Consider the following 16,735-nt stretch of genomic DNA (forward strand, 5'->3'; position numbering starts at 1 on the left):
GTCCTCAATCAACCTCTCGGGTCAGTACACGCCCGGAGCGGCGCCACCGTTGCCGGTGTCAGCATGTCCCGGTCAAAACCCACGACGCGGCGACCGCCCTGCAGGATGAGTTCGTGGCTGTGGGTGTCCCGGCTGCTGGAGGTCGACACGTGCAGCTTCACCAGGCCCGGCGTCACCACCCGCTTCAGATCCACCCCTGTGAAGGACGTCCGGTCGGCGTGCACCGTGAACTCGACCCTCGCCGATGCGCCGGCGGCAAGGTCCACCCGGGCGTAGCCAATCAGTTCGCGGAGGGGCCGCACCACCTCGCCCACCGGGTCCTCGAGGTACAGCTGCACCACTTCGGCGCCGTCAACGGGGCCGGTATTGGTCACGGTGCATCCCACGGTGACGGCATCCGCTGTGGACATGGCGTCCGCACTGGCCGAGTGGCAGGAAAAGTCGAAGGTCGTGTAAGACAGGCCGTGCCCAAAGCTGAACAGTGGCGAGGGGTCCAGCGCGCTGACGCCGGACGGCCCAGCCAGGCGGCTGTGCAGGTAGGTGCCGGGTTGTCCGCCGGCAGTTCGGGGTACGGAAACGGGCAGTTTGCCGGACGGGTTGACGGCCCCTGTCAGGATGTCCCAGAGCGCCTCCGCGCCCTCTTCGCCGGGAAAGAAGCCCTGGACGATCGCCCCGGCCCGGTCCGCGAAGTCGCCCAGGGCGTAAGGCCGGCCGCTGAGGACCACGACGACGGTGCGCGTTCCGGCAGCCTCGGCCGCGGTGAGCACCTGGTCGAGCATGCGGTGCTGGTCCCCGGGCAACTGAAGGTCAGCTGCGTCGTTGCCTTCCCCGGAGGTGCCGCGGCCGAAGAGGCCGGCGTTGTCGCCCACCACGATTACGCAGGTGTCCACCGACGCGGCAGTCCGGCAGGCCTCCGCGATCTGTTCGTCCGTGATGGCCTCGCAGGTGCCGGTCGCAGCGCTGCGCAGCGATCCGAAACGGTTTCTGCCTGCCGAGGCCACGGTGGGAACGTGGACACCCATGGGAACGTCCGGGTGTGATGCGCCCACATGCGCGTCAAATGAGTAGCAGCCCAGCATTGCGAATGGATCCTCTGCCAGGGGCCCCACCACGCCAAGCGAGGCCAACGCCGTAACGGGCAGCGGGAGGCTGGCGCCGCCGTCGTGCATCCCGTTGGTCAGCAGCACCAATGACTGGGCGGCGATCTCGCGGGCCAAAGCCCGGTTCCCGGCTGGATCCAGGTCGACGGCTCCGGCGCTGAGGACCGGGGGCGCGGGGTCAAAATCCGGCGCGAGCAGCCCGGCCTCCTGCTTCTGCCGCAGCACCCGGCGAAGGGCGGTGTCCACCAGAGATTCGGGGACCTCGCCGGAGCGCACGCGCTCAAGCAGGGGCGTGCCATAGCAGTTCACTGTAGGCAACTCCACGTCAACGCCCGCTCTGAGTGCCAAGGCGGCTGCATCGCCGGAATCGGCGGCAACGCCGTGGGTGACATGCAGGAAGGCGATGCCGAAGTAGTCGGCAACCACGGTGCCGGCGAAGCCCCACTCGTCGCGCAGCAGCGAGGTCAGCAGTGCGCGGTTGGCGGCTGCAGGAATGCCGTCGGTGTCCGTGTACGCATGCATCACGGAGCGGGCTCCGCCGTGTTTAAGCGCCATTTCGAACGGGGGCAGCATCACGTCCGCCAACTCGCGCGGGCCCATGGACACCGGTGCATGGTTGCGTCCGGCGCGGGACGCAGAGTAGCCAACGAAGTGCTTGAGCGTGGCCACGATTCCGGACCCTTCCAGCCCGGAGACGTAGGCGCTGGCTACCGTGCCCACCAGGTAGGGGTCCTCGCCGATGGTCTCCTCCACCCTGCCCCAGCGCAGGTCCCGCACAACGTCCAGCACGGGAGCCAGCCCCTGGTGGACGCCGAGTGCCCGCATCTGCCCACCAATGAGACCCGCCATCCGCCGGATCAGCGGAGGGTTAAAGGTCGCGCCCCACGCCAGGGGGACGGGGAAAGCCGTGGCCTTCCACGCAGCCAAGCCGGCGAGGCATTCCTCATGGACCTGCGCCGGAATCCGGAAGCGCGAGGCCGCCATGATCTGTTCCTGCGCCGCGGCCAGCCGCCGGGCGCCCTCGAGAGGCTCCAAGGGCACCGTGCCGTACATGCGGGTGATCTGCCCCAGTCCGGAGGCAATCATCTCCTCCCAGGAGCGCGCGTCGCCGGCCATCTCATTCTGCAGCGGCGCTACGGAGCCTCCGTCCGTGGACGCATTAACCCACACACCTGCCAGTTGGGCCAGCTTCTCTTCCAGGGTCATGTGCCGCACCAGCTCATCAATGGAGAGGCGTTCGACGGCGTCACGGGAGCCGTTGCCGGCGGCCGGGGAGGTGATGGCTTGCTTTTCGGCGGCACCGCTGGTCACGGGCGTCTCCTGGGATCGTAGGAAGTTTCTAAGAAACTATCAGAAACTATTGTTTACTTTCTAGGTCCTAAAGCATTGACTCTTCAAAGATAATCCTCCTACGGTTGACAGTGGGCGTGGGATAAGTCTGCGACGGAACCCACGAAACTTCGTGAATGGAATAGAAACTTTCCATTGACTTTGGGACTAGGCGCCCGGAGGCACTTCGGACCACTTCGAAGCCCTGGGGCGCTACCTACATCACTGCAACGACGGAGAAAACATGCGGACGTACAGAGTGGCCATCGTGGGAACCGGCGGGATCGCGGCGGTCCATGCTGACAACCTGGCCCGGACAAACGGCAGGGCGGAGCTGGTGGCGGCATGCGACGTGGACCAGGGCCGGCTGGATGCCTTCGCGGAGAAGCACAGCATCCCTGGTACGTACCTGAGCCTGGCCGATCTTCTGGCAGAGGCCAAGCCGGACATTGTCCACCTCTGCACGCCGCCCATGTTCCACATCGGCCAGGCCATCGAATGCCTCGAAGCAGGCGTCCATGTCCTCTCCGAAAAACCCCCGGCGCTAAGCCTCGCTGACTTCGACCGGCTGGAGACCGCCCAGGCAAAGGGCGGCGCCCAGTTCTCTTGCGTCTTCCAGCACCGGTTCGGGGATGCGGCAGCCGCGGCCTGCCGGCTGATTGGCGGCGGTGACTTCGGCCGTCCCCTGGTGGCCCGGTGCGACACCCTCTGGTACCGGCCGGACAGCTACTGGGAACTTCCCTGGCGCGGAACCTGGGAAGCCGAGGGCGGCGGGCCCACCATGGGTCACGGCATTCACCAGTTCGATTTGCTGTTGCACCTGCTGGGTCCGTGGGAGGAAATCACCGCCATCGCCAGCCGGCAGGCACGGCCTACTTCCACTGAAGACTTGTCCGCCGCCCTGGTCCGGTTCAGTAACGGAGCCGTGGCCACCATTATCAACTCGCTGCTCTCGCCGCGGGAAACCTCGGACATCCGAATCGACTGCGAATTTGCCACTGTGGAGCTGAGCCACCTCTACGGCTACAGCACGGACAACTGGACCATTACGGCAGCGCCCGGCCACGAGGACCAGGTAGGAACAGCGTGGAACGGCGAGCCCTTGGATCAGGGAAGCGGACACGCGGCCCAGTTCCTGGCCATGTATGGCGCGCTCGACGCCGGCCGCCCTCTTCCGGCCGGGGCAGACTCCGCACGGCAAACTCTGGAGTTCGCTGCCGCCCTCTACGCCTCCGCCTTTACCGGAAAATCCGTGCACCGCGGCGAGATCGTCACCGGCCACCCCTTCTACGGGGGCATGGACGGCGAAGGGCTGGGCGCGAAAGTCCTCGAGGAGACAGCCTTCAACCTGACCGCCCTCAAAGCCACCAGCGTCTGAGCCCATACCCAAGGAGGCACCACCATGACCACCCCCACAGCAGCGTCCCTTTCCGCTGTGTCCGCGGCATCACTCAGTTTCCACGACGATGGAGCGGCCCTCACCTTCACAGCCAAAGGCAGGCCTATCGCCACCTATACCTACAAGCCCACGGACGACCAGTACGAGAGTCCGCGGCCGTTCTTCCATCCGCTGACCACCCTGGGCGGGGACGAGGTGACAATTTCCCGCCCGTGGGACCACGTCTGGCATAAGGGACTTTCCTGGGCGCTGCCCAACGTGGGCAAGCACAATTTCTGGGGCGGAGCCACCTACACACGCGCCACGGAGTACGCCAACCTGGACAACAATGGTGCCATGACCCACGGATCCTTCACGGGCATCGACCAATCCGGCCCCGGCATCACGGCGTCGGAATCCCTGACCTGGACCTCGCAGGAAGGGGAACCGGTCATTGCGGAGAGCCGCCGGTTCAGCCTCCGGTTGGTGGAAGACGCTGCCACGGAGAACAGCGAAACCGAGGGGGCATACGCCATCCTCTTTGAGACCAGGATGAGCAATATCTCCGGCGAAGAGATCCGCATCGGCAGCCCCACTACGGAAGGCCGGCACAACGCCGGATACGGTGGCCTCTTTTGGCGCGGCCCCAGGTCCTTTACAGGCGGCGTGTTCCGCAACCAGGAGGATGCGGGTACGGACGAATTCATGGGCACCCGCTCGCCGTGGATCGCCTTCACCGGTACGCATGACGTCACCTGCCGGGCCTCCACCATCGCGTTCGTGGAGGACGGAAATAACCCCGGTGCACCCAACCAGTGGTTTGCCAGGTCGTCCATGTTCGCGTGCCTGGGCTCAGCCCCCTTCTTCAGCGAGGAGGTGCCCCTCCGTGAAGGTGCGCCGCTTTCCTACCGCTACGCCGTGGTGATTGCCGATGGCGGTGTGGACGCCGAACGCGCCCAGGCGCTGGCGGATGCTGCGCAAGCAGCGCTTCGCGATTGGGCGTAACGGATGGCCTCAACGTTTCCGGGCGCCACTGGGCTCTCCGAAATCAGCATCTACGACTGGCCGGGCGCCGACGGTGCAGCCGGCGGGTCGCCGCACGTGCACACCGCTTCCACGGAGGCGTACGTGGTGCTCCAGGGAATCGGCAGGCTGGAGACACTTGACTCGCGCGGCTTCACCTCAACACCGTTGGCGCCTGGGGTGGTGCTTTGGTTTACCCCCGGCACCGTGCATCGCGCCATCAATGATTCGGGTGACCTGAAGGTCCTTGTAGTCATGCAGAATGCCGGGCTGCCCGAACACGGCGACGCCGTGATGACATTTCCGCCCGAGTACCTTGCGCACGCGGAAAAGTACCGGAGCGCAGCGGCGCTGGAACACAAGGACGCCGACGCTGGGCCGGACGCGGGCGAGCACGCCGCGCGCCGCCGTCGTGATTTGGCCCTGGAAGGTTACTTTGCGCTTAAGCAAGCCGTGCTGGTTTCCGGTCCGGCAGCACTGGCCGACTTCCATGCTGCCGCTGCCCGTCTGGTCTCGGACAGGACCAGCGCCTGGGCAGACGTTCTGGCGGAGGGAGCTGCCCGCCAGGCGGAAGTCACCCGGCAGCAGCTGGCCTCTCTGGACACGGCAGAAAGTATCTATCTGTCCGGTGCGCGAACTACGATGGGAAAACGGGAAAACCGCAGAATTTACGGCATGTGTGGCCGGATCCAGACGTGGGAACTTTCCGATACATAGCACCGGGCGCGTGACCCGGGTGAGAGGGCGGTTTCCGTGGTGAGCAAGCAGGACACCAGGCGCGCGACGATCAGTGAGATTGCCCGTGAAGCAGGGGTTTCGGTTCCCACCGTGTCCAAGGTGCTGAACGGGCACGCGCACGTGGCGGCAGAGACGCGTGCCCGGGTGGAGGAGATCATTGCCCGGCGCGATTATGCGCGCCGCCCTGCCAAACGCAGGCAAAAGGCCGGCCTGGTGGACCTGGTGTTTCCGGGGCTGGGCTCGGAATGGGCCCTGGAGATCATCGAGGGCGTAGAACGTGTGGCACAGGACGCCGGCTACGGGACTGTGGTCAGCAGCCTGAGCCTGGACGGCTCGCGCATCCGGCCGTGGCTGGCCAACCTCGCGGAGCGGAAATCGGATGGGCTGCTCATGGCCGTCTACCAGTTGGATGCCAAGCAAATCCAGCGGATCAAGTCCTTGGGGATACCTGTGGTGCTGATCGATCCTGTGGGCCAGCCTGGCCCGGACCTGATGACAGTGGGGGCGGCGAATTGGGAGGGTGGCTATTCGGCCACGGAACACCTTTTGCAGTTGGGGCATAAGCGGATCGCCATGATCGGCGGCCGCGAGGACCTGCAGTGCAGCAGCGCCCGAGAGGATGGCTACATCTCGGCACTGCGCCGCGCGGGCATAGCCCTGGACACGGCGTTGATGGTTCCCGGCGACTTTTCCATCGAAGCGGGCGAGGCTGCAACCCGCAAGCTGCTGGAGTTGTCGGACCGTCCGACGGCGATCTTCACCGGCAACGACGACCAGGCCTTGGGTGCGTACCGGGCTGCGCGTTCCGCCGGGCTCCGCATTCCCGAAGACTTGTCCGTCATTGGGTTTGACGACATTCCGGCGGCCGAGTGGATCGAGCCGGGGCTGACCACGATCCGGCAGCCGGTAGTGCAGATGGCCGAAACTGCCATGCGCGCCCTGCTCCGGCATCTGGATGGTGACGAGGAACTGCCGCAGCGGATCGAGCTCGGCACCGAGCTGGTGGTCCGGGGTTCCACTGCCCCGCCGGCTAAAAAGTAGTCCGCACCCGCCGACGCCCCCTCCCTTTTAGCAGCTTCTTTTAGGGTTTGTGCGCGTCCCGGATGTCCGCAGGGGTCTGGCCCTGCATCACCCAGCGGTTGCCGTCGGGATCGCTGAAGTAGGCGAACAGGACGCCGCCCAGGTCCTGGATTTCGCTGATGTCCGCGCCCCGCCTGACCAGTTTGGCCCGGACCTCGGTGATGTCCGGAACCACCAGTTGCAGTCCCTCCAGGCTGCCCGGCGTCATGGCGGTCATCCCGGTGCCGATGACTACTGATGTGGGCGAACCCGGGGGAGTCAGCTGGACCACCCTCATGCCCGGAATGTGTTCCACGTCGTGGTCCAGGACGAAGCCAAGTTTTTCGGTATAGAACGCTTTCGACCTGTCGACGTCGGAAACCGGGACCTGGACAACCTCAAGACGCATCTGCATCCGGCCACTCTATCTTTGCGGCTCGCGCAAGGGAATGGGAGCCGAACAGACGGGTTTAGCCACGCGAAACCGCGAATTATGAAGCACTCACACGGTATTGCGTCGGGCTTTCCTCAAGGTCCGATCAAGACTTGCTGAATGTTGGCCGAGGACGCGCAGGACGCCCGTTTTCGGTTTCGGTTGGACCATAGGCTCATGCCGATGAGTTTGTCGGGCTTAGCAGCAGGCCCGCCAAATGTGGGGGACCCATATGGGGACCCCGTGAAAATGGGGAAAGAATGCCCGACCACGACACCCTTTTCGGGTTTGTTCCACCTGCGGCGGCACCGAAGCCGCCGCGGAAACCACGCATTTCAACGTTTATTGTTGCCGGCATCACCGCACTGTTCATGCTTTTGGGCGCGCTGAGCGGCGGAGTGGGCGGAGCCCTGATTTTCCTGGGCATTTCAACCGCACTCACCGGCCTTTACGTCCTGCTTACAGGGCGGCGCTCCTGGGCCTGGCTCCCGGCGCAACGCAAGGCCGGCGCCATCGCGATCGCCGCGTCCCTCGCCCTCTTCATCGGCGGGGCCGTCGCCTTGCCGCACGTTGCCAGCGCAGACCTCGAGGCAGCCTCCTCGGAGAGCACCGCCAAGGTGGCGTCCGCCAAAGCGAGCCCAACCGCCACAGCCACGGCTTCGCCGTCGTCCACGCCCACTCCCACCGCTGACAGCACTGGTGAGCCGCTGGACCCGGAGAACCCGGCCGTCCTTGCCGCCGGCGTCACCGCCACCGCCCCCAACGCGCAGCCGGCCTACGCCACAAAGGCGGTCGATCTGTTGGCCACCCTTTCCATCAAGGGCCGGGCGCCGAAAACGGGGTATGACCGGGCGCAGTTCGGCCAGGCGTGGCTGGACGTGGACCGCAATGGCTGCGATACCCGCAACGACATCCTCCGGCGGGACCTCACCGGCATCACTTACACGAACAGTGTTCCCTGCAAAGTCCAGACAGGGACCCTGGCGGATCCCTACACGGGCAAGACCATCAGTTTTGTCCGTGGCTCGGGGACCAGCACTGCCGTGCAGATCGACCATGTGGTGGCGCTGAGCGACGCGTGGCAGAAGGGCGCGCAGCAGTTGACCACCGAGCAGCGGACGGCGTTCGCGAATGATCCGCTGAATCTCCAGGCAACGGACGGCCCCACCAACCAGCAAAAGGGCGACGGCGACGCGGCCACCTGGCTGCCCCCGAACAGGCCCTTCCGGTGTGAGTATGTGGCCCGGCAGATCTCGGTGAAGGCGACATATGGGCTGTGGGTGACACAGGCGGAGCACGACGCGATGGCCCGCATCCTCGGTGACTGCTCCGGACAGTTGGCTCCGACCAGCCAACAGTCCCCGGCTCCCGCACCGGCGGTGGCTGAACCGGCGCCTGCCGCGGCTGCTCCTGCTCCGGCGGCGGTTGCCCCCGCACCGGCACCGGTCGCTCCGGCGCCCGCGCCCGTTGTCCCGGCGGCACCTGCGCCGGCTGCACCCGCACCTGCTCCCGCCGCACCGGCACCTGCCGCCGTCTACTACGCCAACTGCACTGCGGCGAGGGCTGCGGGAGCTGCGCCGCTCTACGCCGGCCAGGCCGGCTACCGGTCCGCACTGGACCGCGACTCCGACGGCATCGCCTGCGAGTAGGCCCGTTCTTGTCCGGACTCTCCGGACGCGATTTCAACACCATCACACGCATTCCTAGGGGGAATCATGAAAACAAGTCCCATGCCTGCCGCCGGCAGGTTGAAGAAGACGCTGGCTCTGGCTGTGCTTGCCGGCCTCATGCTGACGGGCTGCGGCGGCAAGCAGGCGGCGACGCAGCCTGCAGCAGCCGCAACCGCTGTTGCGCAAACGATCGAGACCGTCACCGTTCCGTCCGTGACGGGTTTGGCCCTGGACAAGGCCACGGACCAGCTGAAAGACCTTGGGTTTGAAGTTGATGCCAAGGACACGGCCCACGGCAAGTCGATCATGGTCAAGAGCAACTGGCAGGTGACCACCCAGGACCCAGCCAACGGTGCAAAGGCTGACAAGGGGTCCACGGTGCATCTCGGCGTCAAGAGCCTTGACGATATTGCGGCGGAGAAGGCTGCGGCCGACAAGGCGGCAGCTGACAAGGCCGCGGCCGAGAAGGCGGCTGCTGCTGCGAAGGCGGCCGCTGAGAAAGCCGCTGCCGACAAGGCCGCCGCCGATCAGGCAGCCGCTGCGAAGGCTGCCGCGGCTAAGCAGGCCGCGCAGGCTCCCGCACCTGCTCCTGTGGCAGTTCCTGCCGCACCAGCCCCCGTGCAGGCTCCGGCAGCTGCCTACTACGCCAATTGCACTGCAGCCAAGGCCGCGGGTGCGGCGCCTTTGTACAGGGGACAGTCGGGGTACAGCTCTTCCCTTGACCGCGACGGCGACGGCGTCGCCTGCGAGCGTTAGCCAGGCGGGGCAGTGCTAAGACGAGCCGCGGATCCTCCTTTCCGGAGGTATCCGCGGCTCGTGGCTTTAAGGGCCAACCGAGGAAATTGAGGTCGGGGCCGGAAATGGGGGAGGCCAGACAGCATGTGCGGCAGCACACACCAGGGAATTACGACGGCGGGAGGCCGCTTGGGTGCCCCGACGGCCGTTCCTGCCCCGGGATTCCGCGGATCTTCACCCGCTAGGGGGTCGATTTGCGGTTGGGTGTGGGGGCGGGTATTGTTTTCTGAGTCGCCGCCGCTGAAGCGGAAAGATAGCGGCCAAACCCCTTACTGAACGGCCTGGAAATGGTTCGCCTCTTGGCGTGCCGGACGCGGGTGGGGCTGGTTTTGGAGTGGAGTGGATCGCGGTAACGCTGATTTGCGAAGCTTGTTGGAACCGGGTAAGTTTGGAAAGTTGCTCCGGAGCGAGCCTGGACGTTGGTTTGGGTGGTGCCGGGTGTGTCTGTTGTTTGAGAACTCAATAGTGTGCCAAGTTTGTTGATACCGATTATGTATGTAATTGGTTGATTGTGCTGTGCCGCCACCCCGTGGTGTGCATGGTGTTTTTGGCTGGTTTCAAATTTTGTGCAGCTGTTTCTGCCGTTATTTCCGGTGGTTGTGGTTGTGTCTGTTTTTGTTTTACTTCAACGGAGAGTTTGATCCTGGCTCAGGATGAACGCTGGCGGCGTGCTTAACACATGCAAGTCGAACGATGATGCCAGCTTGCTGGTGGATTAGTGGCGAACGGGTGAGTAACACGTGAGTAACCTGCCCTTGACTCTGGGATAAGCCTGGGAAACTGGGTCTAATACCGGATATGACCTTCCATCGCATGGTGGTTGGTGGAAAGCTTTTGTGGTTTTGGATGGACTCGCGGCCTATCAGCTTGTTGGTGGGGTAATGGCCTACCAAGGCGACGACGGGTAGCCGGCCTGAGAGGGTGACCGGCCACACTGGGACTGAGACACGGCCCAGACTCCTACGGGAGGCAGCAGTGGGGAATATTGCACAATGGGCGAAAGCCTGATGCAGCGACGCCGCGTGAGGGATGACGGCCTTCGGGTTGTAAACCTCTTTCAGTAGGGAAGAAGCGTAAGTGACGGTACCTGCAGAAGAAGCGCCGGCTAACTACGTGCCAGCAGCCGCGGTAATACGTAGGGCGCAAGCGTTATCCGGAATTATTGGGCGTAAAGAGCTCGTAGGCGGTTTGTCGCGTCTGCCGTGAAAGTCCGGGGCTCAACTCCGGATCTGCGGTGGGTACGGGCAGACTAGAGTGATGTAGGGGAGACTGGAATTCCTGGTGTAGCGGTGAAATGCGCAGATATCAGGAGGAACACCGATGGCGAAGGCAGGTCTCTGGGCATTAACTGACGCTGAGGAGCGAAAGCATGGGGAGCGAACAGGATTAGATACCCTGGTAGTCCATGCCGTAAACGTTGGGCACTAGGTGTGGGGGACATTCCACGTTTTCCGCGCCGTAGCTAACGCATTAAGTGCCCCGCCTGGGGAGTACGGCCGCAAGGCTAAAACTCAAAGGAATTGACGGGGGCCCGCACAAGCGGCGGAGCATGCGGATTAATTCGATGCAACGCGAAGAACCTTACCAAGGCTTGACATGAACCGGACCGCTGCAGAAATGTGGTTTCCCCTTTGGGGCTGGTTTACAGGTGGTGCATGGTTGTCGTCAGCTCGTGTCGTGAGATGTTGGGTTAAGTCCCGCAACGAGCGCAACCCTCGTTCTATGTTGCCAGCACGTGATGGTGGGGACTCATAGGAGACTGCCGGGGTCAACTCGGAGGAAGGTGGGGACGACGTCAAATCATCATGCCCCTTATGTCTTGGGCTTCACGCATGCTACAATGGCCGGTACAAAGGGTTGCGATACTGTGAGGTGGAGCTAATCCCAAAAAGCCGGTCTCAGTTCGGATTGGGGTCTGCAACTCGACCCCATGAAGTCGGAGTCGCTAGTAATCGCAGATCAGCAACGCTGCGGTGAATACGTTCCCGGGCCTTGTACACACCGCCCGTCAAGTCACGAAAGTTGGTAACACCCGAAGCCGGTGGCCTAACCCCTTGTGGGAGGGAGCTGTCGAAGGTGGGACTGGCGATTGGGACTAAGTCGTAACAAGGTAGCCGTACCGGAAGGTGCGGCTGGATCACCTCCTTTCTAAGGAGCACCTCCAACTCCTCTGTGCTGGTGAATGCCGGTGTGGGGGGTTGTCAGGAAGCAAGCCCGCAGCATGGACGATTGTTCCGTGGCGGGTGCTCATGGGTGGAATATCAACAAATAGGTGCCTGGTGGCACGGACTGGTGTGGTTAGTACGAATGTTTTGTTCTTCTCTTCGGGGGAGGGCGGGTGTTCTGGAACGCGGCTGGTTTGGGTTGCTGGGTAGTGTTTGGCACACTGTTGGGTCCTGAGGCAACAGGGCCGGGGGGTTTTCCCTTCGGGTTTGTTTGTTTCTGGTTTCCCTGCCGTGACGTTCCGTGCGCCTGTTTGGGTGTGTGGGGTGTGTGGTGTGGGGTTGTTGTTTGAGAACTACATAGTGGACGCGAGCATCTTGTATAAGAAGCAATTTCCAAGATTAATGAACCTGGATCTGGCTGCGCTGTTGATGTCCTTTGGGTGTTGGGGTGTGGTTGGTTTCTGTGGTTCTCTCGAGAAATGTTTTTGATCTTTGTGGTCAAGTTTTTAAGAGCACACGGTGGATGCCTTGGCATTAGGAGCCGAAGAAGGACGTAGGAATCTGCGATAAGCCTGGGGGAGTCGATAACCGGACTGTGATCCCAGGGTGTCCGAATGGGGAAACCCCGCCGAGCGCGCGAGTGACTCGGTGACCCGTACCTGAACACATAGGGTGCGTGGGGGGAACGCGGGGAAGTGAAACATCTCAGTACCCGCAGGAAGAGAAAACAATAGTGATTCCGTTAGTAGTGGCGAGCGAACGCGGATCAGGCTAAACCGTTCCATGTGTGATAGCCGGCGGGCGTTGCATGGTCGGGGTTGTGGGACTTTCCATACCAGTTCTGCCGGGCTGGTGGGGTGTGATGTGCGCGCATAGGTGAACGGTTTTGAAAGGCCGGCCAGAGAGGGTGTTAGTCCCGTAACCGTAATGTGTTTGTACCGCCTGTGAGAGTATCCCAAGTAGTACGGGGCCCGAGAAATCCCGTGCGAATCTGTCAGGACCACCTGATAAGCCTAAATACTCCCTAATGACCGATAGCGGACCAGTACCGTGAGGGAAAGGTGAAAAGTACCCCGGGAGGGGAGTGAAACAGTACCTGAAACCGTGTGCTTACAATCCGTCGGAGCCAGTCTGATTCTGGTGACGGCGTGCCTTTTGAAGAATGAGCCTGCGAGTTAGTGTTACGTCGCGAGGTTAACCCGTGTGGGGCAGCCGTAGCGAAAGCGAGTCTGAATAGGGCGTGTGAGTGGCGTGATCTAGACCCGAAGCGAAGTGATCTACCCATGGCCAGGTTGAAGCGACGGTAAGACGTCGTGGAGGACCGAACCCACTTCAGTTGAAAATGGAGGGGATGAGCTGTGGGTAGGGGTGAAAGGCCAATCAAACTTCGTGATAGCTGGTTCTCCCCGAAATGCATTTAGGTGCAGCGTTGCGTGTTTCTTGCTGGAGGTAGAGCTACTGGATGGCTAATGGGCCCTACAAGGTTACTGACGTCAGCCAAACTCCGAATGCCGGTAAGTGAGAGCGCAGCAGTGAGACTGTGGGGGATAAGCTTCATAGTCGAGAGGGAAACAGCCCAGACCACCAACTAAGGCCCCTAAGCGTGTGCTAAGTGGGAAAGGATGTGGAGTTGCCCAGACAACCAGGAGGTTGGCTTAGAAGCAGCCACCCTTAAAAGAGTGCGTAATAGCTCACTGGTCAAGTGATTCCGCGCCGACAATGTAGCGGGGCTCAAGTACACCGCCGAAGTTGTGGCATTCACATTTTAGCTAAGCCCTTGTGGTTCAGGCGTGTGGATGGGTAGGGGAGCGTCGTGTGGGCGGTGAAGTCGCGGTGTAAACCAGCGGTGGAGCCTACACGAGTGAGAATGCAGGCATGAGTAGCGAAAGACGGGTGAGAAACCCGTCCGCCGAATGATCAAGGGTTCCAGGGTCAAGCTAATCTGCCCTGGGTAAGTCGGGACCTAAGGCGAGGCCGACAGGCGTAGTCGATGGACAACGGGTTGATATTCCCGTACCGGCGAAAAACCGCCCATGCTGAGCGGGGGATACTAACTGCCCGAAGCCTGCCCGAGCGCCCTTGTGGTGTGAGGGTTTTGGTGGAGCGCAGGACCTGATCCCGGGAGGCAAGCGTATTAACAGGTGTGACGCAGGAAGGTAGCCGAGCCGGGCGATGGTTGTCCCGGTCTAAGGATGTAGGGCGAGTGGTAGGCAAATCCGCCACTCATGGTGCCTGAGATCTGATGGGACCCCCGTTTGGGGGGATTTGGTGATCCTATGCTGCCGAGAAAAGCATCGACGCGAGGTTTTAGCCGCCCGTACCCCAAACCGACACAGGTGATCAGGTAGAGAATACCAAGGCGATCGAGAGAATTATGGTTAAGGAACTCGGCAAAATGCCCCCGTAACTTCGGGAGAAGGGGGGCCCCAACCTTGATACACCCTTTGCGGTGTGGAGGGGATCGGGGCCGCAGAGACCAGGGGGAAGCGACTGTTTACTAAAAACACAGGTCCGTGCGAAGTCGCAAGACGATGTATACGGACTGACTCCTGCCCGGTGCTGGAAGGTTAAGAGGACCGGTTAGCCGCAAGGCGAAGCTGAGAATTTAAGCCCCAGTAAACGGCGGTGGTAACTATAACCATCCTAAGGTAGCGAAATTCCTTGTCGGGTAAGTTCCGACCTGCACGAATGGAGTAACGACTTCCCCGCTGTCTCAACCATAAACTCGGCGAAATTGCAGTACGAGTAAAGATGCTCGTTACGCGCAGCAGGACGGAAAGACCCCGAGACCTTTACTATAGTTTGGTATTGGTGTTCGGAGTGGCTTGTGTAGGATAGGTGGGAGACGTTGAAGCCCGGACGCCAGTTCGGGTGGAGTCATCGTTGAAATACCACTCTGGTCACTTTGGACATCTAACTTCGGCCCGTAATCCGGGTCAGGGACAGTGCCTGATGGGTAGTTTAACTGGGGCGGTTGCCTCCTAAAAAGTAACGGAGGCGCCCAAAGGTTCCCTCAGCCTGGTTGGCAATCAGGTGTCGAGTGTAAGTGCACAAGGGAGCTTGACTGTGAGAGAGACATCTCGAGCAGGGACGAAAGTCGGGACTAGTGATCCGGCGGTACATTGTGGAATGGCCGTCGCTCAACGGATAAAAGGTACCTCGGGGATAACAGGCTGATCTTGCCCAAGAGTCCATATCGACGGCATGGTTTGGCACCTCGATGTCGGCTCGTCGCATCCTGGGGCTGGAGTAGGTCCCAAGGGTTGGGCTGTTCGCCCATTAAAGCGGTACGCGAGCTGGGTTTAGAACGTCGTGAGACAGTTCGGTCCCTATCCGCTGCGCGCGCAGGAAATTTGAGAAGGGCTGTCCTTAGTACGAGAGGACCGGGACGGACGAACCTCTGGTGTGTCAGTTGTACTGCCAAGTGCACCGCTGATTAGCTACGTTCGGATGGGATAACCGCTGAAAGCATCTAAGCGGGAAGCTCGCTTCGAGATGAGATTTCCATACACCCTCGGGTGTGAGAGGCCCCCAGCCAGACCACTGGGTTGATAGGCCGGATGTGGAAGCGAGGACTAACGACTCGTGAAGCTGACCGGTACTAATAGGCCAACAACTTACACCACACAGATACATACAAACTCTGCTTGCGTCCACTATGTGGTTCCCAACCAACAACCCCCCAACACACGGGGTTGTCACGGCACGGAACCACCACAACTGAATAACAACACCACAATGTTGTAACCACCAGACTTCCCACCCCCGAACAAAACACCGGGCGGGCGGGTACAAGGGTTACGGCGGTCATAGCGTGGGGGAAACGCCCGGTCCCATTCCGAACCCGGAAGCTAAGACCCACAGCGCCGATGGTACTGCACCCGGGAGGGTGTGGGAGAGTAGGTCACCGCCGGACACACATTGGTCGAGGCCCCAACCACCAGGTTGGGGCCTCCCACATTTAACCCACCAATCACCACAACGCGATCCCGCACCTGGGCCCCGTGACGCGCCATCAGCTTTCGTCCCCTCACCGGTGACGCGACACCACGTCCCGCGCCACGACAGAAGACTCTCACGAAGTGATGAGGCGTGGCCGGCGAACGGGCCGGATGTGATGGCGCATCCCGCGAAAACCCACAGGATGTGATGGCGCATCCCGCGGAAACCTGCAGGATGTGATGGCGCGTCACGGGTAGGAAGGGTAATAGGGGCTTCGGATTGTTGAACAATCCGAGTTTTTAGGGCATTCTTGGATGAACAGCAATCCGAGACGGAGATCACAATGCCCAGCATCGACCTGAACAGCGACGTCGGCGAGTCCTTTGGGAACTGGTCCTTCGGAGACGACGCGGCCATCTTTGAAAGTGTGTCCAGCGCCAACGTGGCCTGCGGCTTCCACGCCGGCGACCCTGTAGGCATCATGGCCACCTGCCAGGCCGCCGTGAAGGCCGGCGTCACCGTGGGCGCACACCCCGGTTACCGGGACCTTGCCGGCTTCGGCCGGCGCTTCGTGGACATGACCCCGGCCGAGCTGACCGCCGATGTGGTCTACCAGATCGGCGCAGTCCAGGCCGTGGCCCTCGCCGCCGGCACTGCCGTCCGCTACGTCAAGCCGCACGGTGCGCTCTACAACACCATCGTCACCCACCCGAAGCAGGCTGGGGCCGTTGTGGCAGCCATCCTCGCAGTGGACCCCACCCTGCCCCTTATGGTGCTCCCCAACTCCGAGATCCAGCGCCAGGCCGAAGCCGCGGGCCTGCGGACCGTGGCCGAGGCCTTCGCTGACCGTGCCTACAACCCGGACGGCACCCTGGTCTCCCGGCGCGAACCCGGCGCCGTGCTGCACAAGGTGGAGGACGTCGTCGAGCACGTACTGCGCCTGGCCGGGGACGGCGTAGTCCGCGCCATCGACGGATCGCTGGTTCCCGTCCACGCCGAAAGCATCTGCCTGCACGGTGACACCCCCGGCGCCGTGGCAATGGCTGCCGCCGTCCGTGCCGCACTGGTGGACGCCGGCATCCGGATCGAAAGCTTCGCCTAGC

Annotated in this window: 9 protein-coding genes and 3 rRNA genes; 10 read left to right on the forward strand and 2 right to left on the reverse strand. The window is 62.4% G+C overall.

Annotation, left to right across the window (positions count from 1 at the left end; all coding sequences use genetic code 11):
• Window positions 1-8 precede the first annotated feature (8 nt).
• Window positions 9-2,411, reverse strand: a complete 2,403-nt coding sequence (locus tag LDO86_RS04735) for a glycoside hydrolase family 3 N-terminal domain-containing protein (protein ID WP_018771327.1) — start codon at window positions 2,409-2,411, stop codon at window positions 9-11.
• A gap of 262 nt (window positions 2,412-2,673) precedes the next feature.
• On the opposite strand from LDO86_RS04735, the gene LDO86_RS04740 reads away from it, so the two are divergent.
• The 4 genes from LDO86_RS04740 to LDO86_RS04755 are packed head-to-tail and all read left to right on the forward strand — an operon-like array spanning window position 2,674 to window position 6,609.
• Window positions 2,674-3,807: a Gfo/Idh/MocA family oxidoreductase gene (locus tag LDO86_RS04740; protein ID WP_018771326.1), complete on the forward strand. Its 1,134-nt coding sequence runs from the start codon at window positions 2,674-2,676 to the stop codon at window positions 3,805-3,807.
• A 24-nt stretch (window positions 3,808-3,831) separates the two neighbouring features.
• Window positions 3,832-4,812, forward strand: a complete 981-nt coding sequence (locus LDO86_RS04745; protein ID WP_018771325.1) for a PmoA family protein — start codon at window positions 3,832-3,834, stop codon at window positions 4,810-4,812.
• A gap of 3 nt (window positions 4,813-4,815) precedes the next feature.
• On the forward strand, window positions 4,816-5,547 hold the full coding sequence (locus LDO86_RS04750) for a cupin domain-containing protein (protein ID WP_018771324.1): 732 nt from the start codon (window positions 4,816-4,818) through the stop codon (window positions 5,545-5,547).
• A 36-nt stretch (window positions 5,548-5,583) separates the two neighbouring features.
• On the forward strand, window positions 5,584-6,609 hold the full coding sequence (locus LDO86_RS04755) for a LacI family DNA-binding transcriptional regulator (RefSeq protein WP_018771323.1): 1,026 nt from the start codon (window positions 5,584-5,586) through the stop codon (window positions 6,607-6,609).
• A gap of 40 nt (window positions 6,610-6,649) precedes the next feature.
• Here the strand turns inward: LDO86_RS04755 and LDO86_RS04760 are convergent, their stop codons facing one another.
• Window positions 6,650-7,042, reverse strand: a complete 393-nt coding sequence (locus LDO86_RS04760) for a VOC family protein (RefSeq protein WP_018771322.1) — start codon at window positions 7,040-7,042, stop codon at window positions 6,650-6,652.
• A 278-nt stretch (window positions 7,043-7,320) separates the two neighbouring features.
• Between LDO86_RS04760 and LDO86_RS04765 the strand changes: the two genes are divergently transcribed.
• From LDO86_RS04765 to LDO86_RS04790, 6 genes are all read left to right on the forward strand, one after another.
• A complete protein-coding gene (locus LDO86_RS04765; protein WP_018771321.1) occupies window positions 7,321-8,709 on the forward strand; it encodes a DUF1524 domain-containing protein in 1,389 nt (462 codons plus the stop codon).
• Window positions 8,710-8,775: 66 nt separating this feature from the next.
• Window positions 8,776-9,486 carry an excalibur calcium-binding domain-containing protein gene (locus LDO86_RS04770; protein ID WP_026266082.1) on the forward strand — a complete coding sequence of 237 codons (711 nt, stop codon included), beginning with the start codon at window positions 8,776-8,778 and terminating at the stop codon, window positions 9,484-9,486.
• Between the two features lie 664 nt (window positions 9,487-10,150).
• A 16S ribosomal RNA gene (locus LDO86_RS04775) occupies window positions 10,151-11,673 on the forward strand.
• A gap of 513 nt (window positions 11,674-12,186) precedes the next feature.
• Window positions 12,187-15,316 (forward strand): 23S ribosomal RNA (locus LDO86_RS04780).
• 173 nt (window positions 15,317-15,489) lie between these two features.
• Window positions 15,490-15,606 (forward strand): 5S ribosomal RNA (gene rrf, locus LDO86_RS04785).
• Together the 16S, 23S and 5S rRNA genes form the textbook arrangement of a ribosomal RNA operon.
• Before the next feature lie 369 nt (window positions 15,607-15,975).
• Window positions 15,976-16,734 carry a 5-oxoprolinase subunit PxpA gene (locus LDO86_RS04790; protein ID WP_018770564.1) on the forward strand — a complete coding sequence of 253 codons (759 nt, stop codon included), beginning with the start codon at window positions 15,976-15,978 and terminating at the stop codon, window positions 16,732-16,734.
• The last annotated feature ends 1 nt before the right edge of the window (window position 16,735 follow it).

This window comes from Arthrobacter sp. StoSoilB19 (assembly GCF_019977275.1).
GTDB lineage: Bacteria > Actinomycetota > Actinomycetes > Actinomycetales > Micrococcaceae > Arthrobacter.